The following is a 22,577-nucleotide window of genomic DNA, read 5'->3' as shown; positions in this document are numbered from 1 at the left end:
CGCAAATCATGCTCACCCGCTTGCGAGAAATAGTCGAGAAGGTGGCCAGTGCTCCGCGTCTGAACGAGGCGTTGAATATTCTGGTTACTGACATCTGTCTTGCGATGGAGACCGAGGTCTGTTCGGTGTATCTGGCCGACCACGATCGGCGCTGCTATTACCTGATGGCGACCCGTGGTTTGAAAAAACCACGGGGACGAACCGTAACGCTCGCATTCGATGAAGGGATTGTCGGTCTGGTTGGACGGCTGGCGGAACCCATCAACCTTGCCGATGCGCAAAAACACCCCAGTTTTAAATACATTCCTTCCGTAAAAGAAGAGCGCTTCCGCGCTTTCCTTGGTGTGCCAATTATCCAGCGTCGTCAGCTGCTCGGCGTTCTGGTCGTCCAGCAGCGTGAGCTGCGTCAGTACGATGAAAGCGAAGAGTCATTCCTCGTTACGCTTGCCACACAGATGGCGGCGATCCTCTCACAGTCTCAGCTTGCTGCGCTTTTTGGTCAGTATCGTCATACGCGTATCCGTGCTCTTCCGGCCTCGCCAGGCGTGGCGATTGCTGAAGGCTGGATGGACGCCACGCTGCCGTTAATGGAGCAGGTGTACGAAGCCTCCACGCTTGATGAAGCGCTGGAGCGCGAGCGTCTTACCGCCGCCCTGGAAGAGGCGGCGAATGAATTTCGTCGCTACAGCAAACGCTTTGCGGCGGGTGCGCAAAAAGAGACGGCGGCTATCTTTGACCTCTATTCGCACCTGCTCTCAGACGCGCGTTTGCGTCGTGAGCTTTTTGCCGAGGTGGATAAAGGTTCGGTAGCAGAATGGGCCGTTAAAAAGGTTATCGAAAAGTTTGCTGAACAGTTTGCAGTATTAACTGACGGTTATCTGAAGGAGCGCGCCGGAGATTTACGCGCGCTGGGCCAACGTCTGCTGTTCCATCTGGATGACACCATTCAAGGGCCAAATGCCTGGCCAAAACGGTTTGTCCTGGTTGCCGATGAACTCTCGGCAACCACGCTGGCTGAACTGCCTCAGGACCGGCTGGCCGGCGTCGTGGTGCGCGATGGTGCCGCCAACTCACATGCCGCCATTATGGTACGTGCGCTGGGTATTCCTACCGTTATGGGGGCGGATATCCAGCCGTCGGTACTGCACCGACGCACGCTGGTGGTTGATGGTTACCGCGGTGAACTGCTGGTCGATCCTGAGCCGGTTCTGCTTCAGGAATATCAGCGTCTCATCAGCGAAGAGAATGAATTAAGCAAGCTGGCGGAAGATGACGTTAACCTGCCTGCGCAACTCAAAAGCGGAGAGCGGATCAAAGTCATGCTCAACGCGGGCTTAAGCCCGGAACACGAGGAGAAGCTTGGCAGCCGCATCGACGGCATCGGTTTATACCGCACTGAAATCCCGTTTATGTTGCAAAGTGGTTTCCCCTCCGAAGAGGAGCAGGTGGCGCAGTATCAGGGCATGTTGCAGATGTTTAACGACAAGCCCGTCACCCTGCGTACCCTGGATGTCGGGGCGGATAAACAGCTGCCGTATATGCCGATCAGCGAAGAGAACCCATGCCTGGGCTGGCGCGGGATCCGTATTACGCTCGATCAGCCGGAGATCTTTCTGATCCAGGTGCGCGCCATGCTGCGCGCCAACGCGGCGACGGGGAATCTCAGCATCTTACTGCCGATGGTGACCAGTATTGATGAGATCGACGAAGCGCGGCGCCTGATCGAACGTGCTGGCCGGGAAGTGGAAGAGATGATTGGCTATGCGATCCCTAAACCACGGATCGGTGTCATGCTCGAAGTGCCGTCGATGGTCTTTATGTTGCCGCAGCTGGCTAACCGCGTTGATTTTATCTCTGTCGGTACGAACGACCTGACGCAATATATTCTGGCCGTCGATCGTAACAACACCCGCGTCGCCAGTATTTACGACAGTCTGCATCCGGCGATCATTCGCGCGTTAGCGATGATTGCCCGTGAGGCGGAGCAGTACGGCATTGATTTACGCCTGTGCGGCGAAATGGCCGGGGATTCAATGTGCGTCGCGATCCTGATTGGTCTGGGGTATCGCCACCTGTCGATGAACGGCCGTGCCGTCGCACGCGTGAAGTATTTGTTGCGACATATCGACATCAATGATGCTCGCGAGCTGGCTGAGCGCAGTCTTGAAGCGCAGCTGTCCGCGGAGGTACGGCACCAGGTGGCGGCGTTTATGGAACGACGCGGTATGGGTGGCCTGATTCGCGGCGGCCGCTAATCCTCTTATTCCCTCTCCCTGTGGTGAGAGGGCACCAGTGCGGATAAAACCCTATACACATCTTTTACATCTCTGGCGCATCCTCCACGCCCGCCTTATGCTATGATTCGCAACTTTGGAGCCTCTGCTTAAGGCAGAATCGCATTTCTACCGCTGTCCACTTTCAGCGGAATAACAACATCTTGTGGTGACAGATGAACAGTGGTTATCTGCATTTTCCGGAATTTGATCCGGTCATTTTCTCAGTAGGACCTGTTTCGCTTCACTGGTACGGTTTGATGTACCTGGTGGGCTTCATTTTTGCCATGTGGCTTGCTGGTCGTCGCGCCAGCCGTCCTGGCAGCGGCTGGACCAAAAACGAAGTGGAAAACCTGCTGTACGCGGGCTTCCTCGGCGTGTTCCTCGGTGGCCGTATTGGGTATGTGCTGTTCTATAACCTCCCGGTATTCCTGAACGATCCCCTCTACCTGTTCCGCGTCTGGGACGGCGGCATGTCCTTCCACGGCGGCCTGATTGGGGTGATCCTGGTGATGGTGATTTTTGCCAAACGCACCAAACGCAACTTCTTCCAGGTATCAGATTTTATCGCACCACTGATCCCATTTGGGCTGGGGGCTGGCCGTCTGGGCAACTTTATCAACGGTGAGCTGTGGGGGCGTGTTGACCCGAGCGTCTCTTTCACCATGCTGTTCCCCGGCTCGCGTGCAGAAGACATGGCGTTGCTGCCGTCGCATCCAGAGTGGCAATCCATTTTCGATACCTACGGCGTGCTGCCGCGTCATATGTCCCAGCTTTATGAGCTGGCGCTGGAAGGCGTCGTGCTGTTCATCATCCTGAACCTGTTTATTCGCAAACCGCGCCCGATGGGGTCTGTCTCCGGCCTGTTCCTGATTGGCTACGGCGCGTTCCGCATCATTGTTGAGTTCTTCCGCCAGCCGGATGCACAGTTCACCGGTGAATGGGTACAGTACATCAGCATGGGGCAGATCCTCTCCATTCCGATGATTGTCGCGGGTGCCATTATGATGATTTGGGCGTATCGTCGTCGTCCACAGCAACAACTTTCCTGAGGAACCATGAAACAGTATCTTGAATTGATGAAAAAAGTGCTCGATGAGGGCACGCCGAAAAACGACCGTACCGGCACCGGTACGCTCTCCATTTTTGGCCACCAGATGCGCTTCAATTTACAGGAAGGCTTCCCTCTGGTGACGACTAAGCGCTGCCATCTGCGCTCGATCATTCATGAACTACTCTGGTTCCTGCAAGGCGATACCAACGTTGCGTATCTGCACGAAAACAACGTCTCCATCTGGGACGAATGGGCAGATGAAAACGGCAACCTGGGCCCGGTTTACGGCAAGCAGTGGCGCGCATGGCCAACGCCTGATGGCCGCCATATTGACCAGATCACCACCGTGATGAACCAGCTGAAAAACGATCCGGACTCGCGCCGAATCATTGTTTCCGCCTGGAACGTGGGCGAGCTGGACAAAATGGCGCTGGCTCCGTGCCACGCGTTCTTCCAGTTCTACGTCGCTGACGGAAAGCTCTCCTGCCAGCTCTACCAGCGTTCCTGTGATGTGTTCCTCGGCCTGCCGTTTAACATTGCCAGCTATGCGCTGTTAGTCCATATGATGGCGCAGCAGTGTGACCTGGAAGTGGGGGATTTTGTCTGGACCGGTGGGGACACCCATCTCTACAGCAACCATATGGAGCAGACCCATCTCCAGCTGACCCGCGAACCGCGCGCGCTGCCGAAGCTCATCATCAAGTGCAAACCGGCGTCAATCTTTGACTACCGCTTCGATGATTTTGAGATTGAGGGCTACGACCCGCACCCTGGCATCAAAGCGCCCGTCGCTATCTGATGCGGTAAAGCGTGACACAACCGGTGCTATTTAGCGCCGGTTTTTTTTCGTCTTTATCCCGTTTCCCGAGGCGTTATCCAGAAAGCGTGCAACGCGCTGCAACTCGCTTAATCCCCTGGATAACGCCTCGTAAAACGTTAATTCGCTGCTCGCCACTTTATCGGCGCATCGCCACACTCCCCGTATGAAAAAAGAGAACGGTTTTACGCTTATCGAAACGCTGGTGGCTGTGTCGCTGGTCGTCATTCTCAGTGCCTCAGGCCTGTACGGCTGGAGCAGTTGGCAGGGGCAGCAGCGGCTGTGGCAAACCGCCAGCCAGGTGCGCGACTACCTGGTGTTTCTGCGCAACCATGCCAACCGGTACAACCGCGAGCACCGCATTACCTTGCAGCAGGTGGGGGAAAGGGCATGCCTGGTGAGTTCTGCCGTAAAAGGCTGTGAGCAGGGCAGCCCCTTTGCACTGATTCCACTCTGGCCAGAAGTCGCGGTCAGCGAGGTAACGCCGTCACTCGGGTTCTATGGATTAAGGGATACGGCATGGGCAGGTCGGATAAGAGTGCAAAGCCGTGCAGGAGCGTGGCTGATTATTGTCTCAGATGGAGGGCGCATCAGGATGTGTCAGGTCTCGCAGGGGGGACAATGTTGAAGCGTCAGCAGGGATTTTCCCTTACTGAAGTTCTGATTGCTACGGCCATCAGCAGCCTGTTATTGATCGGCGCATCGCTCTTTTTACCCGGTTTGCAGCGAGCGGTGTTACTGCAATCCGGCCAGCGAGAACAGGAAGAGGAGGTCTGGCAGAGACTGTTTTCCCTCGGCAAACAGCTCCAGCGGGCAGGCTACTGTGCGGGTAACTGCCCGGGACAAGGGTTGTTAACGGGCAGGCAAGGTAGCTGTGTCATTGTGCGATGGGATGCCAACAGTAACGGCAGCTGGGATAACAGTGCATCAGAAAACGACAGCACCGGTTTTCGTCTGGAGTCGGGTGCACTGGAAACCCTGCGTGGTGCAACCTCGTGTGAAGGCAAAGGATGGGAAAAGCTCACGGATCCGGACAGGCTGGTGATCACGCACTTTATGGTGAGAAAAGTTGAACACGCCAGGTTTGCGCCTGAGTTCACTATCGAACTGGCCGCTATCCGCAAGGGCGAGCAGGGGAAGCCTTATCAGGCGGTGTATACGGTCACGGGGTACAACTTGTGAACCGTCAACGTGGTATGTCTTCCCTGGCGCTGGTTCTGCTTTTACTGGTGCTTGGTACCCTGATCCTCACCGGTCTCAACCAGCAACTCACTACGTTTAGTGCGCTCGTTGGCGGAGAAAGCCGTTCATTTCAGCAGCAGGCCGCGGTGCAATCTGCGCTTGAGTGGGGACGCGTTCAGCGTTGGTCATCGGAGCCTCTGGCGCAGTGCAAACAGGCATCAGCGTGGCGAGTGTGTTTACGGCGGCTGAGTGAGACGAGTGTGCTGCTGATTGCCGGAGGCAATGACCTGCTGCTCTGGCGCTCAGGAGAGATAATCGACGGTAAAATTCACTTTTCACCCCACGGCTGGAGTGATTTTTGTCCCCTTAAGGAGCGCGCGTTATGCCAGCTACCGTAAACAAAGAGAAAGGATTTAGCATGGTTGAGGTTCTGCTGGCGATGATGCTGCTGGTGATGATCGTAACCGCACTGGCCGGTTATCACAGGGCACTGGCGGCGCGGTTTACCCTGTTTAACCAGTACCGCCAGCTCTGGCATTATGCCTGGAACCAGGCTCAGCTCTCAACGACTGCGCTGCCCGCAGGCTGGCAGGTGAGTCGGGTGCAGACAACGCACTCAGGATGTGTCAGCATCACGGTTACACTTTTTTCGCCTCTGGGGCGGCGCGGTGAGATAACGCGTCTGCATTGCCCTGTTAGCCAGTAGTCGGGAGCGTCTATGTTAAGGGTCTACCACTCAAATCGTCTGGATGTGCTGGAAGCGCTGATGGAATTTATCGTTGAGCGCGAGCGGCTGGACGACCCTTTTGAGCCTGAAATGGTGCTGGTGCAAAGCACCGGTATGGCGCAGTGGCTGCAAATGTCGCTTTCCCGTAAATTTGGCATTGCCGCGAATATTGATTTTCCGCTGCCGGCGAGCTTTATCTGGGAAATGTTTGTTCGCGTATTGCCAGACATTCCCGAGCAGAGCGCCTTCAACAAGCAGAGCATGAGCTGGAAGCTGATGGCGCTGCTGCCGGAAATGCTGCAGCACGATGAATTCGCCATGCTGCGTCACTATCTCAATGACGATACCGATAAGCGCAAGCTGTTCCAGCTGGCGTCCCGTACCGCCGATCTCTACGACCAATATCTGGTTTACCGTGCTGACTGGTTAATTCGCTGGGAAGCGGGTGAGCGGGTTGAAGGGCTACCGGAGGCGCAAATCTGGCAGGCGCCGCTGTGGAAAGCGCTGGTTGAACATACGGAGAAACTGGGCCAGCCTAAGTGGCACCGTGCCAATTTGTACGATCGGTTTATCTCGATACTCGAAAATGCGTCGGAGCGCCCGGCCCGTCTGCCGTCACGCGTCTTTATCTGTGGGATATCCGCATTACCCCCTGTCTATCTGAAGGCGCTGAATGCGCTGGGTAAACATATTGATATTCATATTTTGTTTACCAACCCCTGCCGGCACTATTGGGGGGATATCCTCGATGAACGCTGGCTTTCGCGGCTGGTAACCCGCCAAAGAAAGCGCCTTTTTGAAGAGCGATCCGTCCCTTTGTTTAAAGACGACTCCACCGCCGCGCAGCTTTTCGATGAAGACGGTATTCAGAACCTGCCCAATCCGCTGCTTGCCTCATGGGGGAAGCTGGGACGTGATTACATTCACATGCTCTCTGATATCACTTCATCGGGTGAAGGCGATGTGGATGCTTTTGTCGAGATCGCCCCGGATAACCTGCTGCATAACATTCAGCTCGATATTCTTGATCTGGAAAACCGTGCCGTTATGGGCGTGACGGCGAAAGAGTTTGAACGCAGCGACAGCAAACGGAAGCTGGATGCTGACGATCGTAGTATCACGATCCATGTGTGCCATAGCCCGCAGCGTGAGGTCGAAGTGCTTCACGACCAGTTGCTGGCGATGCTGCAGGACGATCCCGAACTCACGCCGCGTGACATCGTGGTGATGGTGGCAGACATCGATAGCTACAGCCCCTTTATTCAGGCTGTTTTCGGCAGTGCGACAGGGGAGCGATACTTGCCTTACGCTATCTCTGACCGTCGCGCTCGTCAGTCGCATCCCGCCTTGCAGGCCTTTGTTACCCTGCTTTCACTGCCGGATAGCCGCTTCATCTCGGAAGATGTCCTGGCGTTACTGGATGTTCCCGTGCTGGCCGCACGCTTCAACATCAATGAGGAAGGGCTGCGCTACCTTCGCCAGTGGGTGAATGAATCTGGCGTGCGCTGGGGGATTGATGACGACAACGTCCAGGAGTTCGAGCTTCCTCCGACCGGGCAACATACCTGGCGGTTTGGCCTGACGCGTATGCTGCTGGGCTACGCCATGGAAAGCAGCCAGGGCGAGTGGAATGAGGTGCTGCCATACGATGAGTCCAGCGGTTTGATTGCTGAACTGGTGGGGCATTTAGCGTCTCTGCTGATGCAGCTTAACCGCTGGCGTCGTGAGTTAATGCAGCCGCGTCCGCTTGAAGAGTGGCTTCCGGTTTGCAGGGCGTTGCTCAATGATTTCTTCCTGCCAGACAGTGACACCGAAGCGGCGATGGCGCTCATTGAAACGCAGTGGCAGGCTATCGTCGACGAGGGCGTGAATTCCCACTATCACGAGGCGATTCCATTGTCGCTGCTGAGGGATGAATTGACGCAGCGTCTTGACCAGGAGCGAATCAGTCAGCGTTTCCTGGCGGGCCCAATCAATATCTGCACGCTGATGCCAATGCGTTCAATCCCCTTTAAGGTGGTCTGTTTGCTCGGCATGAATGACGGCGTTTATCCTCGCGCCCTGGCGCCGCTGGGGTTCGATTTAATGAGCGCAAATCCAAAGCGGGGTGACCGTAGTCGTCGTGATGATGACCGCTATCTTTTCCTCGAAGCGCTCATCTCTGCCCAGAGTAAGCTCTATATCAGCTATATCGGCCGCTCCATTCAGGATAACAGCGAGCGCTTCCCCTCCGTTCTGGTGCAGGAGTTAGTGGATTATATCGGCCAGAGCCACTATCTGGCGGGTGATGAAGCCCTTAACTGTGATGAAAGCGAACAGCGGGTCAAGGCGCATATCACCTGTGTCCACAGCCGTATGCCGTTTGACCCGATGAACTACGTTGTTAGCGAACAGCAGAGCTATGCCCGCGAGTGGCTACCGGCGGCGAAAAACGAGGGGAGAGCACATACGGATTTCATTCAGACACTTGACCCGCTGCCCATTAACACCCTGACTTTTGAACAGCTTCAACGCTTTTGGGCGCATCCTGTTCGCGCCTTCTTCCAGCAGCGATTGCAGGTCAACTTCCGCTCTGAAGAGAGCGAAATTCCGGATGCAGAGCCTTTTACGCTGGAAGGGCTGGAGCGCTATCAGTTAAATCTGCAACTGCTGAATGCACTGGTTGACGAGGAAGATGCTGACAAGCTTTATCGCCGCTATCGTGCGGCAGGGCAACTGCCTTATGGCGCGTTTGGGGAGATCGTCTGGGAGGCGCAATGCCAGGAGATGAACGCTCTGGCGGAGCGCGTAAGGGAGCAGCGTCAGCCCGGACAAAGTCTCGAAATCGATCTTAGCTGCAATGGCATCCAGCTCACCGGCTGGCTCACTCAGGTTCAGCCTGATGGGCTGCTGCGCTGGCGGCCTTCACTGCTCAGCGTTTCACAGGGATTGCAACTCTGGCTGGAACATCTTGTCTACAGTGCGTTGGGCCATAAAGGCGAAAGCCGGATTTTCGTGCGCAAAGAGGGCGAGTGGCGCTTTCCGCCAATGGAGGCAGAGCAGGCGTTTCGCTACCTCTCTTTGTACATTGAGGGCTATCTCCAGGGAATGAACAAACCCCTGCTGTTATTACCTGAAAGTGGTGGTGCGTGGATAAAAGCCTGTTACGACGCACAGAATGATGCGATGTTAACGGATGAGGCTTCTCTGCATAAAGCGCGCAGTAAATTTATACAGGCCTATGAAGGGAACATGATGGTGCGCGGCGAGGGGGAAGATGTCTGGTATCAGCGCTTATGGCGCACGCTCGAACCAGAGTACTTTGAGGCTATCACGGAAGAGGCAAAGCGCTACCTGTTACCGTTGTTTAAATTTAATCAGTCCTGAGCGCTGTATAAAAATTGCGCAGTATGGGGTGTTCATTTATGATGCACTTCTTATCACGGACTGATGTACCCCCAATAAAGAGATGTTGGCGTGTCCAGCACGCAGTGTGTTAATGATGTTTACCCTAAATAATTCGAGTTGCAGGAAGGCGGCAAGGGTGTGAATCCCCTGGAGCTTACGTAAGTAAGTGACTGGGGTGAACGCACGCAGCCAACGCACATGCAACTTGAAGTATGACGGGGATAGCCGTGATAAAGAGGTCGTAATGCCAGGCAGCACCGTGTTCAAAGCGTTTGTTTTGTTTATCGCCCTTTGGGCTCCCTTCACTCAGGCAGACTCCGGTTGGCAACCCGTTCAGGACACTATCCGTAAGAGCGAAAAAGACACCCGGCAGTATCAGGCGATCCGGCTTGATAACGGCATGACCGTGCTGCTGGTTTCCGATCCGCAGGCGGTGAAATCCCTCTCGGCATTGGTCGTGCCAATTGGATCGCTGGAAGATCCTGAGGCTCATCCGGGGCTGGCGCATTACCTCGAACACATGACGTTAATGGGGTCAAAGAAGTATCCGCAGCCGGATAGCCTGTCCGAATTTCTAAAAATGCATGGCGGCAGCCACAATGCCAGCACGGCACCTTACCGCACGGCCTTTTATCTCGAAGTCGAAAATGACGCGCTGGACGGGGCGGTTGATCGTCTTGCGGATGCTATCGCCGCGCCGCTGCTGGATAAAAAGTACGCCGATCGCGAACGCAATGCGGTGAATGCCGAACTGACGATGGCCCGTACCCGAGACGGTATGCGTATGGCGCAGGTCAGCGCTGAGACGATCAACCCGGCGCACCCAGGTGCACGCTTCTCGGGCGGCAATCTGGAGACGCTCAGCGATAAACCCGGCAGCCCGGTCATTGATGCTCTGCATGCGTTTCGCGACAAATACTACTCAGCCAACCTGATGAAGGCGGTTATTTACAGCAACAAACCGCTGCCTGAACTGGCTGGTTTGGCGGCAAAAACGTTTGGCCGGGTGCCAAATAAAAATATCGACCTGCCCAAGATTGACGTGCCGGTTGTCACGGACGCGCAAAAAGGGATCGTCATCCACTACGTTCCTGCCATGCCCCGCAAGGTGCTGCGCGTTGAGTTCCGCATTGATAACAACACCGCACAGTTTCGCAGCAAAACCGACGAGCTGGTGACCTACCTGATTGGTAACCGCAGTCCGGGAACATTATCCGACTGGCTGCAAAAACAGGGGCTGGTGGAAGGGATTCGCGCCGATTCCGATCCTGTTGTAAACGGCAACAGCGGCGTGCTGGCAATCTCCGCCACCCTGACCGACAAAGGGCAGGCCAACCGTGATGAAGTGGTTGCCGCTATCTTCAGCTACCTCTCTTTGCTGCGTGAGAAAGGCGTCGATAAGCGCTATTTTGATGAACTCGCTCATGTGCTGGATCTCGATTTCCGTTACCCGTCCATCACCCGCGACATGGATTATGTGGAGTGGCTGGCGGATACCATGATCCGCGTGCCGGTGGAACACACCCTCGATGCGGTCAATATTGCCGATCGCTATGATGCGGCGGCGTTAAAAGCGCGCCTGGCGATGATGACCCCGCAGAATGCCCGTATCTGGTACATCAGCCCGAACGAACCGCATAACAAAACCGCCTACTTTGTCGATGCACCTTATCAGGTAGACAAGATCGGCGACCAGACCTTCGCTGCCTGGCAAAAGAAGGCTGGAGAGATTGCGTTGACGTTGCCGGAACTGAACCCTTACATTCCGGATGATTTTACGCTTATCAAAACCACTAAGGATTATCCGCACCCCCAGCTCATTGTCGATGAGCCGACGCTGCGCGTGGTGTATACCCCAAGCCGTTATTTCGCGAGCGAGCCAAAGGTGGATGTCAGCGTGGTGCTGCGTAATCCGAAAGCGATGAATAGTGCCAAAAATCAGGTGATGTTCGCGCTGAATGACTATCTCGCGGGTATCGCGCTCGATCAGCTTAGCAACCAGGCAGCCGTTGGCGGGATCAGCTTCTCCACCAATGCCAACAATGGTTTGATGCTGAATGCAAATGGCTATACCCAGCGTTTGCCTCAGCTGTTCCAGGCACTGCTGGAGGGCTATTTTAGCTATACGCCGACGGAAGAGCAGCTTGAGCAGGCCAAGTCCTGGTATGCGCAGATGATGGATTCTGCGGAAAAGGGCAAAGCCTACGATCAGGCGCTGATGCCAGCGCAAATGCTGTCGCAAATCCCGTATTTCCAGCGTGAAGAACGCCGGGCATTGCTGCCATCTATCTCATTAAAAGAGGTGCTGGCTTACCGTGATGCGCTGAAAACTAACACGCGTCCTGAGTTCCTTATCGTCGGTAACATGAGCGAGGATCAGGCTAAAACGCTGGCAGAGAATGTCCGCACTCAGCTGGGTTCGAAAGGCGACGAGTGGTGTCGTAATCAGGACGTGCTGGTTGAGAAAAAACAGAATGTGATTTTTGAAAAAGCGGGGAGCAGTACCGATTCCGCGCTGGCTGCAGTGTTTGTGCCCACGGGCTATGACGAATTCTCCGGGTCCGCACAGAGCGCGGTGCTGGGGCAGATTATTCAACCGTGGTTCTATAACCAACTGCGCACGGAAGAGCAGCTTGGCTACGCGGTATTTGCTTTCTCGATGAACGTTGGCCGTCAGTGGGGGCTGGGCTTCCTGCTGCAAAGCAGCGATAAACAACCGGCCTATCTCTGGCAGCGCTATCAGGCGTTCTTCCCGCAGGTGGAAGCAAAGCTGCGGGCCATGAAGCCGGAAGAATTTTCCCAGATCCAGCAGGCCGTCATTGCGCAGGTGATGCAGCCGCCGCAGACGCTGGGCGAAGAGGCGTCGCAGCTGAGCAAAGATTTTGATCGCGGTAATATGAAATTTGATTCGCGTGATAAAGTAGTGGCCGAGATAAAACAGCTGACGCCGCAGAAGGTTGCGGACTTCTTCCATCAGGCCGTGATTAAGCCGCAGGGCATCACCATTCTGTCTCAGGTTTCCGGTAGCCAGAACGGGAAAACGGAGTACGTGAATCCGCAAGGCTGGAAAGTCTGGAAGAGCGTCAGCGCGCTGCAGCAATCAATGCCCTGGAGTAAGAAAGAATGACCGATACCGCTGAGTCCCTTGATCCCTTACGTTTACCTCTACAGGGTGAACGATTGATTGAAGCCTCAGCGGGAACGGGAAAAACGTTTACCATTGCCGCGCTCTATCTGCGCCTGCTGTTAGGGCTTGGCGGTAACGCTGCTTTTCCGCGCCCTTTGAGCGTTGAAGAGCTGTTGGTCGTGACCTTTACCGAGGCCGCCACCGCTGAGTTGCGCGGCCGTATTCGTACCAATATTCACGAACTGCGCATCGCCTGCCTGCGCCAGAGTACGGATAACCCTCTCTACGCGAGCCTTCTGGAAGAAATTGCTGATAAGCAGCAGGCCGCCCAGTGGCTGCTCCTTGCGGAACGGCAGATGGACGAAGCGTCCGTCTTCACCATTCACGGGTTTTGCCAGCGCATGCTGAGCCTGAATGCGTTCGAATCCGGCATGCTGTTTGAACAACAACTCATTGAAGATGAATCCGTGCTGCGCTATCAGGCCTGTGCGGATTTCTGGCGTCGCCACTGCTACCCGTTACCGCGCGATATCGCCGAAGCGGTACATGCCTTGTGGAAAGGGCCAGAGGCACTGTTGCGCGCCATCGATCGTTATCTTCAGGGGGAAGCGCCGGTCATCAAATCGCCGCCGCCAGCGGATGAAACCCTGGCCTCACGCCATGAAAAAATCATCGCGCGAATCGCAGACATCAAGCAAAAATGGAATGAATCAGTCGGCGAGATTGAGGCGATCATCGAGAGTTCCGGGATCGACAGACGCAAGTTCAACCGTGGCAACCAGGGGAAATGGATCGAGAAGATCAGCGCATGGGCGCAGGAAGAGACGCGCGGTTATCAGCTTCCGGACGCGCTGGAGAAATTCTCACAGCGTTTCCTGGTTGAGCGGACCAAAGCCGACGGCATTGTGCCTGAACATCCCCTGTTTGTGGCAATTGAAACTCTGCTGGCGGAGCCCCTGACGCTTAACGATCTGATGATCACCCGTGCGATGACGGAAATTCGCGATGCCGTGGCGCGCGAAAAGCGCCGCCGGGGCGAGCTGGGGTTTGATGACATGCTGAGTCGCCTTGATGCGGCGTTGTGCAGCGAAAATGGCGAAGCGCTTGCAGAGGCGATTCGTACTCGCTTCCCGGTCGCAATGATTGACGAGTTTCAGGATACCGATCCTCAGCAGTACCGTATTTTCCGCCGTATCTGGCGCCATCAGCCCGGCACCGCACTGCTGTTAATCGGCGATCCGAAGCAGGCCATTTACGCTTTCCGCGGTGCGGATATTTTCACCTACATGAAAGCCCGCAGTGAGGTTGATGCGCACTATACGCTCGATACCAACTGGCGATCCTCTCCCGGCATGGTGGAAAGCGTTAACGCGCTGTTCAGTCGCATGGATATGGCGTTTATGTTCCGGGAAATCCCGTTTCTGCCGGTCAAATTTGCCCCGAAAAACGATTCGTTGCGCTTCGAATTCAACGGTGAGACGCAGCCCGCCATGCACTTCTGGCTGCTGGACGGCGAAGGCTGTGGCGTCGCCGACTATCAAAATGCCATGGCCCAGTACTGTGCGGCGCAGATTAGGGACTGGCTCAGCGCAGGCGCGCGGGGAGATGCGCTGCTGTGGAAGGGCGATAAACCCGCGCCGGTAAAAGCATCCGATATCACGGTGCTGGTGCGAAGCCGCCAGGAGGCCGCGCTTATTCGCGACGCCCTGACGCTACTGAATATTCCGTCCGTCTATCTTTCCAACCGCGACAGCGTTTTTGAAACGCTGGAAGCCCAGGAGATGCTTTGGCTGCTGCAGGCCGTGCTGGCGCCAGAGCGTGAAAGTACGCTGCGCAGTGCACTGGCGAGTGCGATGCTCGGGCTGAATGCGCGTGATATTGATGTGCTCAACAATGACGAAGCCGCGTGGGATGCCGTGGTAGAAGAGTTTGTTCGCTACCGCGAAAAATGGCAAAAGCGCGGCGTGATGGCGATGGTGCGCGAGCTCATGGCAGAGCGTCACATTGCGGAGAACATGCTCGCAACCGCGGGCGGTGAGCGCCGTCTGACCGATATTCTGCACATCAGCGAATTGCTGCAGGAAGCGGGGACACAGCTGGAGAGCGAGCATGCCCTGGTGCGCTGGCTCGCGCAGCAGATTGCCGACCCGAACAGTAATTCGTCCAGCCAGCAGATGCGCCTTGAGAGTGATAAACACCTGGTGCAAATCGTCACCATTCACAAATCGAAAGGTCTGGAATATCCGCTGGTCTGGCTGCCCTTTATCGCCAATTACCGCGTGCAGGATCAGGCTTTTTACCACGATCGCGAGTCGTTTGAAGCGGTACTCGATCTCAGCAACGCAGAGTCAAGCGTTGAGCTGGCCGAAGCCGAGCGTCTGGCAGAAGATCTGCGTCTGCTTTATGTGGCGCTGACCCGCTCGGTCTGGCACTGCAGCCTGGGCGTTGCGCCGCTGTTTCGTCGCCGGGGCGATAAGAGCGGCGAGAGTGATTTTCATCTGAGTGCGCTGGGAAGGCTTATCCAGCGAGGCGAACCCAAAGATGCTGCCGGTCTGCGCCAGTGCATCGAATCTCTTTGCTCAGAGCATGTTGCCCTGCATATTCCGTCTCAGCCCGACAACAGCCGCTGGCAGACGCCGGAAGAGAGAGCGTCAGAGCTGCATGCCCGCCAGGTTGCCCGCACGATTGCCGACGACTGGCGCGTTACCAGTTACTCCGGTTTACAGCAGCACGGGCAAAGCGTTGCTCAGGATTTGATGCCTAAACTGGACGTAGATGCTGCAGGCGCAGGAAGCGTGCCCGCTGAACCGGTGCTCACACCGCATCAGTTCCCGCGTGGGGCCTCGCCGGGCACGTTTTTACACAGCCTGTTTGAAGAGCTGGATTTTACCCAGCCGGTCTCTGAAGAATGGGTGCTGAAGATGCTCCAGAGCGGCGGCTACGACGCCCAATGGCAGCCGGTTCTCACCGACTGGCTCCGCGCTGTTTTGCACGCGCCGCTCACGACACAGGGGATTTCCCTCAGCCAGCTGACCGCCAAAGATAAACAGGTCGAAATGGAGTTTTATCTCCCCATTGCCAGCCCGCTCAGGGCCGACGCGCTTGACGCGTTGATCCGTGAGTACGATCCGTTATCCGCCGGGTGCCCACCGCTCAACTTCCGCCAGGTTCAGGGGATGCTAAAAGGGTTCATCGACCTGGTTTTCCGCCACGAAGGGCGCTACTACCTGCTGGATTACAAATCGAACTGGCTGGGTGAGAACAGCGAAGCCTATACCCAACAGGCGATGGCCTCAGCGATGCAAATGCATCGCTACGACCTGCAGTATCAGCTCTATACCCTGGCGTTGCACCGGTACCTGCGCCATCGCATGGCCGATTACCGTTACGAAGACCATTTTGGCGGCGTTATTTATCTGTTCCTGCGCGGCGTGGATGCTAACGACCCGCAGTCGGGCGTTTTTAGCACCCGTCCGGATGCGGAGCTGATTGAAAAAATGGATAACCTGTTTGCTGCATGCACAGAGGAGGTGGTATGACGATGCAGGCGCTATTGCTGGAGGCGGTAGAACAACGATTATTGCGCCACCTGGACGTGCAGTTTGCCATGATGGTGGCGGGCGAGGAGCCAGCCGTTATGCTCGCTGCCGCCATTCTGAGTAAGGACGCAGGCGAGGGGCATGTGTGCCTTCCGCTGTCGCGTCTGGCTGTGGATGAGAAAATGCCTCCGGCGCTGCAGTCGTGTTTCGCGCTGCTCGGTGAGGCAGTGGACTGGCAGGCGATATTACTCCGCTCGCCTGCCGTCAGCGCGACCGATACCGGGACGCCACTGATTTTGACCGGCGAGCGTTTGTATCTGAACCGACTCTGGCGTAACGAACTGACGGTGGCGCGCTTCTTCAGCGAGACCAACGCCCCGCTTCCCTGCGATGAAGCGCAGCTCCGGCAAGTGCTGGATACGCTGTTTACCTCTGACGACGCGACTGACTGGCAGAAAGTGGCGGCCGCCGTGGCGTTAACGCGGCGGATCTCGGTGATTTCGGGCGGCCCGGGCACCGGGAAAACAACGACGGTGGCAAAACTGCTTGCCGCGCTGATTCAGTTATCCGGTGAGCAAAAGTGTCGTATTCGTCTGGCGGCTCCCACCGGTAAAGCCGCGGCACGTCTGACGGAGTCATTAGGCGGTGCCCTGCAAAAATTGCCGCTCACAGGGGAACAGCTTGCGCTTTTTCCCAATGAAGCCAGCACGTTGCATCGGTTACTTGGCGCGCAGCCGGGTAGCCAGCGTCTGCGCTACCATGCCGGTAACCCGCTACACCTGGATGTGCTGGTGGTGGATGAAGCGTCGATGATTGACCTGACGATGATGTCGCGGCTGATCGATGCTTTGCCGCCTCATGCGCGGGTCATTTTCCTCGGCGACCGTGACCAGCTAGCGTCCGTGGAAGCCGGGGCCGTGCTGGGTGATATCTGCACCTATGCCAGTCTGGGTTATACCGCGGAACGCGCGGAGGAGTTGGCCCGCCTGACAGGGTGTTCCCTTGCGGCGGAACAGCACTCGGTCGCGGGCGCGCTGCGCGACAGCTTGTGCCTGCTGCAAAAAAGCTACCGTTTCGGCAGCGACTCCGGCATCGGGCAGCTTGCGTCGGCGGTGAACCGGGGAGACCGGCACACGACCTGTGCGGTGTTTGACGGTACCTTTACCGACATTGAGAAAAAATCGCTGCAAAGTGGGGAAGAGTATCAGGCGATGCTGGATGATGCCCTGCTGGGGTATCAACATTTTCTCACCGGCGTACAACAGCAACGTCCGCCGGAGCAGGTGATTGCCGCGTTTGGCGAATATCAGTTGCTCTGCGCGTTGAGGGAGGGACCGTTTGGCGTCAGCGGCCTGAATGACAGGCTGGAACAGCTGCTGGCGCAGAAACGTAAAATCAACCGTACCCTGCACTCGCGCTGGTATGAAGGGCGCCCGGTGATGATTTCCCGCAACGACAGTGCGCTGGGGTTGTTTAATGGCGATATCGGCATTGCACTCGATCGCGGGCAGGGGTTGCGCGTCTGGTTCCAGATGCCGGATGGTAGCGTGAAGTCCTTCCAGCCCAGCCGTTTGCCCGAGCATGAAACTGCATGGGCGATGACGGTGCATAAATCGCAGGGCTCTGAGTTTAACCATGCGGCGTTGATCCTGCCGACGCAGCTTTCACCTGTCGTTACCCGTGAGCTGATCTATACCGCCATCACGCGTGCGCGTCAGCGCCTGTCGCTGTATACCGATGAACGCGTGCTGATGCAGGCCATCGCCACCCGCACGGAACGCCGAAGCGGGCTGGGCGCAATCTTTGAGTCTCTCTGAATGAGGGACGAAATGCAGGCCGGGTAAGCGCAGCGCTTCCCGGCAAGTGGCGTATTATCCCAGGTCGGCCATCAGCACTTTTGAACGGCGCTGATAGTTGTACATCTCTTTCTTCGTTTCCGGCAGGGAATCGATATCCACCGGCGTGAACCCGCGTTCCTGGAACCAGTGAATGCTGCGCGTGGTCAGGACGAACAGCTTGCTCAACCCCATCTGGCGCGCCTGCGCCGCCACGCGCTCTAGCAGCATTTCTCCGCGAGAAGAGCTCCGGTAGTCAGGATGCACAGCCACACAGGCCATTTCACCGATCTTCTCTTCCGGGAACGGATAGAGCGCAGCGCAGGCAATGGTCAGGTTATCGCGCTGAATAATGGTGAATTTGTCGATCTCCATCTCCAGCTGTTCACGGGAACGACGCACCAGAATACCCTGCTGTTCCAGCGGACGGATCAGTTCCAGAATACCGCCGATATCGTTGATGGTCGCGCGGCGTATCTGCTCCGCACTCTCCATGACAATCTGGGTGCCGATGCCATCCCGGGAGAAGAGCTCCTGCAGTAAGGCCCCGTCTTCCTGATAGCTGATCAGGTGGCTACGGCGCACGCCGCTACGGCAGGCCTTCACCGCACCACGCAGAAAACGCACGGTGCCGGAGTGGTAATCTCCTTCGGCCTCCAGCGCTTCCACGCGCGCCTGGGCTTCATTCGGGAAGAGTTCCGGCACAATCACCCCTTCATCGTTAACGACGCCCTGTGAGGAGCAAAACCCAATCATTTTTTCCGCCTTCAGCTTGATAGCCAGCTGGGTGGCAATCTCTTCTGACGTCAGGTTGAAGCTTTCGCCGGTCACGGATACCGCCACCGGGCCCATGAGCACGATGGCACCGCTGTCCAGCTGACGGTGAATGGCCTCTTCATCAATACGACGAATGCGGCCGCTGTGGCAGTAATCCACGCCATCGTCCACGCCGAGGGGCTGGGCGATGATAAAGTTGCCGCTCACGACGTTGATATGCGCCCCCTGCAGCGGCGTGTTGTTCAGACTCATCGACAGGCGAGCCGTAATATCCAGCTGCAGCAGCCCTGCCGCCTGTTTCACCAGTTCCAGGGTTTTCGCATCTGTGACGCGGGTATGTTTGTGATAAATCGGCTCGTGGTGGTGAGCGGCCAGGTTGGCATCGATCTGCGGGCGCGCGCCGTAGACCACCACCAGGCGGATCCCGAGACTGTGCAGCAGGCCTATGTCATTGACGATGCTTGAAAAGTTTTCATGTTCAATGGCTTCGCCACCAAGCATGATGACAAACGTTTTTCCCCGGTGGGCGTTGATATAGGGAACAGAATGGCGGAATCCCTGGACCAGTTCGGTTCTACGTTCCTTCACCATGGCACAACCCTTAATGAATGTTTATTCGTAATTTCTGTATTTTTATTCGATTGTGGCCGCGTGTGCAAGTGCAAATTTTCTGCGACCCACAGAAATGAATAAGTAATCCGTGCGTTAGCAGCGAATTGTTTACCCTTTTATAGATGACAGTTTATGCGTCATTCGTTAAAGTTTTCGGTCAATCTGGACTTTTGTATATCAGTTCGTTTTCTTGCTCGGGAGAAGCATGTCGGGATCCAATTCAGCAATAAGCCGCCGCCGTTTGTTAAAAGGGGCCGGGGCAATGTGGTTGCTTAGCGTCAGCCAGGTCGGCCTTGCCGCCACGAGTCAGGTGGTGGCGGTGCGCGTCTGGCCGTCGTCGACGTACACGCGCGTGACGGTCGAATCCAATCGTGTGCTGAAATATAAGCAATTTGCCCTCAGCAATCCTGAACGTGTGGTAGTGGATCTCGAAGGCGTGAACCTTAACTCCGTGCTTAAGGGGATGGCGGCGCAGATCCGCGGTGACGATCCGTTTATTAAATCGGCGCGCGTCGGGCAGTTTGATCCGCAAACCGTGCGTATGGTGTTTGAGCTTAAACAGAACGTGAAGCCGCAGCTGTTCGCTCTCGCCCCTGTGGCGACGTTTAAAGAGCGTCTGGTGATGGATCTCTACCCAGCCAATGCAACGGATATTCAGGATCCGCTTCTGGCCCTGCTGGAGGATTACAACAAAGGCGATCTGCAACGTCAGGTTCCGCCTGCGCAAAGTGGTCCGCAGCCGGGCAAAGCGGGGCGCGATCGCCCGATTGTGATCATGCTCGATCCTGGCCACGGCGGCGAAGACTCCGGTGCGGTGGGGAAATATCATACGCGGGAGAAAGACGTGGTGCTGCAAATTGCCCGTCGTCTGAAGGCGTTGATTGATAAAGAGGGCAATATGCGCGCCTACATGACGCGCAATGAAGATGTCTTTATCCCCCTGAAAGTTCGCGTGGCGAAAGCGCAGAAGCAGCGTGCGGATCTCTTCGTCTCGATCCACGCAGATGCCTTTACCAGCCGTCAGCCGAGTGGATCGTCAGTGTTTGCGCTCTCAACCAAAGGCGCGACCAGTACCGCGGCGCGTTACCTGGCCGACACTCAGAACGCCTCGGATCTGATCGGTGGCGTGAGCAAAAGCGGTGACCGCTACGTCGACCACACGATGTTCGATATGGTGCAGTCCCTGACCATTAACGACAGCCTGAAGTTTGGTAAAGCGGTGCTGGGCAAGCTGGGTAACATCAATAAGCTGCATAAAAACAGCGTTGAGCAGGCCGGGTTTGCGGTGCTTAAAGCGCCGGATATTCCCTCCATACTGGTCGAAACGGCGTTTATCAGTAACGTTGAAGAGGAGCGTAAGCTCAAGACGGCAAAATTCCAGCAGGAGGTGGCGGAGTCGATTCTGGCGGGGATTCGGGCGTATTTCTCAGACGGGGCGACGCTGGCGCGACGCGGATAGCGCATTCAGCCGGGTGAAACGCCCGGCACATTCACAAACGACAGATACAAAAAAACACCCTTCAGGGTGTTTATTGTTTTTAGAAGTGTTGGTTGCGGGGGCCGGATTTGAACCGACGACCTTCGGGTTATGAGCCCGACGAGCTACCAGGCTGCTCCACCCCGCGTCCGTCTTTCTACTCTTGTAGAAACTTACTTCTTCAAATTTGATTGGTTGCGGGGGCCGGATTTGAACCGACGACCTTCGGGTTATGAGCCCGACGAGCTACCAGGCTGCTCCACCCCGCGTCCGTCTTTCTACTGTCGTAGAAGATACTTCATCAAATTTTAATTGGTTGCGGGGGCCGGATTTGAACCGACGACCTTCGGGTTATGAGCCCGACGAGCTACCAGGCTGCTCCACCCCGCGTCCGTGGATGCGCACTATACTCGGATAGGTTTGTGATGCAACCCCTTTTTTACATAAATCATGATTTTGTATGCAAATTGAACGACATGGCGCTGTATGGACTATTTTTTGCGCAAAATTTGCCAAAGGGCATGCGAACGCATTTCATTAGCCCTGGCGGTTTGTTATCTTCATCACGCGGAAATGGGCAACTTAAAGACGAGATATAATGAAAGGACGTTGGGCGAAGTATCTGATGGCAGGCGCAATGGTAGCGATTCTTGCGGCCTGCTCTTCCAAACCGACCGATCGCGGTCAACAGTATAAAGACGGGAAGTTATCCCAGCCTTTCTCTTTAGTTAATCAGCCTGATGCTGTCGGTGCTCCGATCAACGCCGGCGATTTCTCCGAGCAGGTTTACCAGATCCGCAATGCGTCGCCGCGTCTGTATGGCACTCAGAGTAGCGTGTACAACGCCGTCCAGGACTGGCTGAAAGCAGGCGGTGATACGCGCAACATGCGCCAGTTTGGTATTGACGCCTGGCAGATGGAAGGGGCGGATAACTACGGCAACGTCCAGTTCACAGGGTATTACACGCCCGTGATTCAGGCGCGACACACGCGCCAGGGTGAGTTCCAGTATCCTATCTACCGTATGCCGCCAAAACGCGGTCGTCTGCCTTCTCGTGCAGAGATCTACGCGGGTGCGCTGAGCGAAAACTACGTTCTGGCTTACAGCAACTCCCTGATGGATAACTTCATCATGGACGTTCAGGGCAGTGGCTACATCGATTTTGGCGACGGTTCGCCGCTTAACTTCTTCAGCTATTCCGGTAAAAACGGCCACGCCTATCGCAGTATTGGTAAGGTGCTGATCGACCGCGGTGAAGTGAAGAAGGAAGATATGTCGATGCAGGCGATCCGCGAGTGGGGCGAAAAGCACAGTGAAGCCGAGGTGCGTGAACTGCTGGAGCAGAACCCGTCGTTCGTCTTCTTTAAACCGCAAAACTTCGCGCCGGTGAAGGGGGCGAGTGCCGTTCCGCTGATTGGCCGTGCGTCGGTGGCATCGGATCGTTCTATTATTCCTGCGGGTACCACGCTGCTGGCGGAAGTCCCGCTGCTGGACAACAACGGTAAATTCAACGGTCAGTATGAGCTGCGTCTGATGGTGGCGCTGGATGTGGGCGGGGCGATTAAAGGCCAGCACTTCGATATTTATCAGGGCATTGGTCCGGATGCTGGCCACCGTGCGGGCTGGTATAACCACTACGGACGCGTGTGGGTGCTGAAGGCCGCACCGGGTACCGGAAACGTATTCAGCGGTTGATTGTGGTATTCTGAGCGCAATACGGATTACTTGTTCAGGGTGAGGAAGAACCTCACCCTTTTTACATCTGAGGT

General features: G+C 56.1%; 14 protein-coding genes and 3 tRNA genes. 13 read left to right on the top strand and 4 right to left on the bottom strand.

Annotation, left to right across the window (positions count from 1 at the left end):
• The first annotated feature begins 8 nt into the window (after positions 1-8).
• The 11 genes from ptsP (at position 9) to recD (ending at position 17,923) form a co-directional block, all read left to right on the top strand.
• Positions 9-2,255: a phosphoenolpyruvate--protein phosphotransferase gene (ptsP, locus tag BFV64_RS18790; protein ID WP_014885083.1), complete on the top strand. Its 2,247-nt coding sequence runs from the start codon at positions 9-11 to the stop codon at positions 2,253-2,255.
• A 194-nt stretch (positions 2,256-2,449) separates the two neighbouring features.
• Positions 2,450-3,325: a prolipoprotein diacylglyceryl transferase gene (gene lgt, locus BFV64_RS18785; RefSeq protein ID WP_014885082.1), complete on the top strand. Its 876-nt coding sequence runs from the start codon at positions 2,450-2,452 to the stop codon at positions 3,323-3,325.
• 6 nt (positions 3,326-3,331) lie between these two features.
• Positions 3,332-4,126, top strand: coding sequence for a thymidylate synthase (gene thyA, locus BFV64_RS18780; protein ID WP_069602346.1), 795 nt, complete (start codon positions 3,332-3,334; stop codon positions 4,124-4,126).
• A 184-nt stretch (positions 4,127-4,310) separates the two neighbouring features.
• Complete coding sequence (locus BFV64_RS18775; RefSeq protein ID WP_045134120.1) at positions 4,311-4,772, top strand: prepilin peptidase-dependent protein; 462 nt, start codon at positions 4,311-4,313, stop codon at positions 4,770-4,772.
• Entirely contained in the window at positions 4,766-5,326 is a 561-nt protein-coding gene (locus BFV64_RS18770; protein ID WP_069602345.1) for a prepilin peptidase-dependent protein, read from the top strand. The genes BFV64_RS18775 and BFV64_RS18770 overlap by 7 nt, the downstream gene beginning before the upstream one ends.
• Positions 5,323-5,724 (top strand): DUF2509 family protein, encoded by a 402-nt coding sequence (locus BFV64_RS18765; RefSeq protein ID WP_032629471.1) that lies wholly within the window; start codon positions 5,323-5,325, stop codon positions 5,722-5,724. Before BFV64_RS18770 ends, BFV64_RS18765 begins: the two co-directional genes overlap by 4 nt.
• Positions 5,709-6,032, top strand: coding sequence for a prepilin-type N-terminal cleavage/methylation domain-containing protein (locus BFV64_RS18760; RefSeq protein ID WP_023331216.1), 324 nt, complete (start codon positions 5,709-5,711; stop codon positions 6,030-6,032). The genes BFV64_RS18765 and BFV64_RS18760 overlap by 16 nt, the downstream gene beginning before the upstream one ends.
• A 12-nt stretch (positions 6,033-6,044) precedes the next feature.
• Positions 6,045-9,419 carry an exodeoxyribonuclease V subunit gamma gene (recC, locus tag BFV64_RS18755; protein ID WP_047624614.1) on the top strand — a complete coding sequence of 1,125 codons (3,375 nt, stop codon included), beginning with the start codon at positions 6,045-6,047 and terminating at the stop codon, positions 9,417-9,419.
• Between the two features lie 265 nt (positions 9,420-9,684).
• Positions 9,685-12,567: a pitrilysin gene (gene ptrA / locus BFV64_RS18750; RefSeq protein ID WP_045134123.1), complete on the top strand. Its 2,883-nt coding sequence runs from the start codon at positions 9,685-9,687 to the stop codon at positions 12,565-12,567.
• Complete coding sequence (gene recB, locus BFV64_RS18745) at positions 12,564-16,106, top strand: exodeoxyribonuclease V subunit beta (RefSeq protein WP_045134124.1); 3,543 nt, start codon at positions 12,564-12,566, stop codon at positions 16,104-16,106. The genes ptrA and recB overlap by 4 nt, the downstream gene beginning before the upstream one ends.
• Positions 16,103-17,923 (top strand): exodeoxyribonuclease V subunit alpha, encoded by a 1,821-nt coding sequence (gene recD / locus BFV64_RS18740; protein WP_014885073.1) that lies wholly within the window; start codon positions 16,103-16,105, stop codon positions 17,921-17,923. The genes recB and recD overlap by 4 nt, the downstream gene beginning before the upstream one ends.
• Positions 17,924-17,977: 54 nt before the next feature.
• Here recD and argA read toward each other — a convergent pair whose 3' ends face one another.
• Complete coding sequence (gene argA / locus BFV64_RS18735) at positions 17,978-19,309, bottom strand: amino-acid N-acetyltransferase (protein WP_014885072.1); 1,332 nt, start codon at positions 19,307-19,309, stop codon at positions 17,978-17,980.
• 226 nt (positions 19,310-19,535) lie between these two features.
• Here argA and amiC point away from each other — a divergent pair, with 226 nt between their 5' ends.
• Positions 19,536-20,789, top strand: a complete 1,254-nt coding sequence (gene amiC, locus BFV64_RS18730; protein WP_014885071.1) for an N-acetylmuramoyl-L-alanine amidase AmiC — start codon at positions 19,536-19,538, stop codon at positions 20,787-20,789.
• A gap of 89 nt (positions 20,790-20,878) precedes the next feature.
• On the opposite strand, the gene BFV64_RS18725 is transcribed toward amiC, so the two are convergent.
• The 3 genes from BFV64_RS18725 to BFV64_RS18715 form a co-directional block, all read right to left on the bottom strand.
• Positions 20,879-20,955 (bottom strand) — tRNA-Met (locus BFV64_RS18725).
• A 44-nt stretch (positions 20,956-20,999) separates the two neighbouring features.
• Positions 21,000-21,076 (bottom strand) — tRNA-Met (locus tag BFV64_RS18720).
• Positions 21,077-21,120: 44 nt separating this feature from the next.
• Positions 21,121-21,197 (bottom strand) — tRNA-Met (locus BFV64_RS18715).
• A gap of 208 nt (positions 21,198-21,405) precedes the next feature.
• Between BFV64_RS18715 and mltA the strand changes: the two genes are divergently transcribed.
• A complete protein-coding gene (mltA, locus tag BFV64_RS18710) occupies positions 21,406-22,503 on the top strand; it encodes a murein transglycosylase A (RefSeq protein WP_014885070.1) in 1,098 nt (365 codons plus the stop codon).
• The last annotated feature ends 74 nt before the right edge of the window (positions 22,504-22,577 follow it).

Source organism: Enterobacter kobei (genome assembly GCF_001729765.1).
Lineage (GTDB): Bacteria > Pseudomonadota > Gammaproteobacteria > Enterobacterales > Enterobacteriaceae > Enterobacter > Enterobacter kobei.
This window is presented reverse-complemented; position numbering and strand designations above follow the sequence as displayed.

Coding starts and splice junctions, on each gene's coding strand:
- mltA (WP_014885070.1), top strand. CDS start 21,406: ATGAAAGGACGTTGGGCGAAGTATCTGATGGCAGGCGCAATGGTAGCG.
- lgt (WP_014885082.1), top strand. CDS start 2,450: ATGAACAGTGGTTATCTGCATTTTCCGGAATTTGATCCGGTCATTTTC.
- thyA (WP_069602346.1), top strand. CDS start 3,332: ATGAAACAGTATCTTGAATTGATGAAAAAAGTGCTCGATGAGGGCACG.
- BFV64_RS18760 (WP_023331216.1), top strand. CDS start 5,709: ATGCCAGCTACCGTAAACAAAGAGAAAGGATTTAGCATGGTTGAGGTT.
- amiC (WP_014885071.1), top strand. CDS start 19,536: ATGTCGGGATCCAATTCAGCAATAAGCCGCCGCCGTTTGTTAAAAGGG.
- BFV64_RS18770 (WP_069602345.1), top strand. CDS start 4,766: ATGTTGAAGCGTCAGCAGGGATTTTCCCTTACTGAAGTTCTGATTGCT.
- BFV64_RS18775 (WP_045134120.1), top strand. CDS start 4,311: ATGAAAAAAGAGAACGGTTTTACGCTTATCGAAACGCTGGTGGCTGTG.
- ptsP (WP_014885083.1), top strand. CDS start 9: ATGCTCACCCGCTTGCGAGAAATAGTCGAGAAGGTGGCCAGTGCTCCG.
- recB (WP_045134124.1), top strand. CDS start 12,564: ATGACCGATACCGCTGAGTCCCTTGATCCCTTACGTTTACCTCTACAG.
- recD (WP_014885073.1), top strand. CDS start 16,103: ATGACGATGCAGGCGCTATTGCTGGAGGCGGTAGAACAACGATTATTG.
- argA (WP_014885072.1), bottom strand. CDS start 19,309: ATGGTGAAGGAACGTAGAACCGAACTGGTCCAGGGATTCCGCCATTCT.
- ptrA (WP_045134123.1), top strand. CDS start 9,685: ATGCCAGGCAGCACCGTGTTCAAAGCGTTTGTTTTGTTTATCGCCCTT.
- recC (WP_047624614.1), top strand. CDS start 6,045: ATGTTAAGGGTCTACCACTCAAATCGTCTGGATGTGCTGGAAGCGCTG.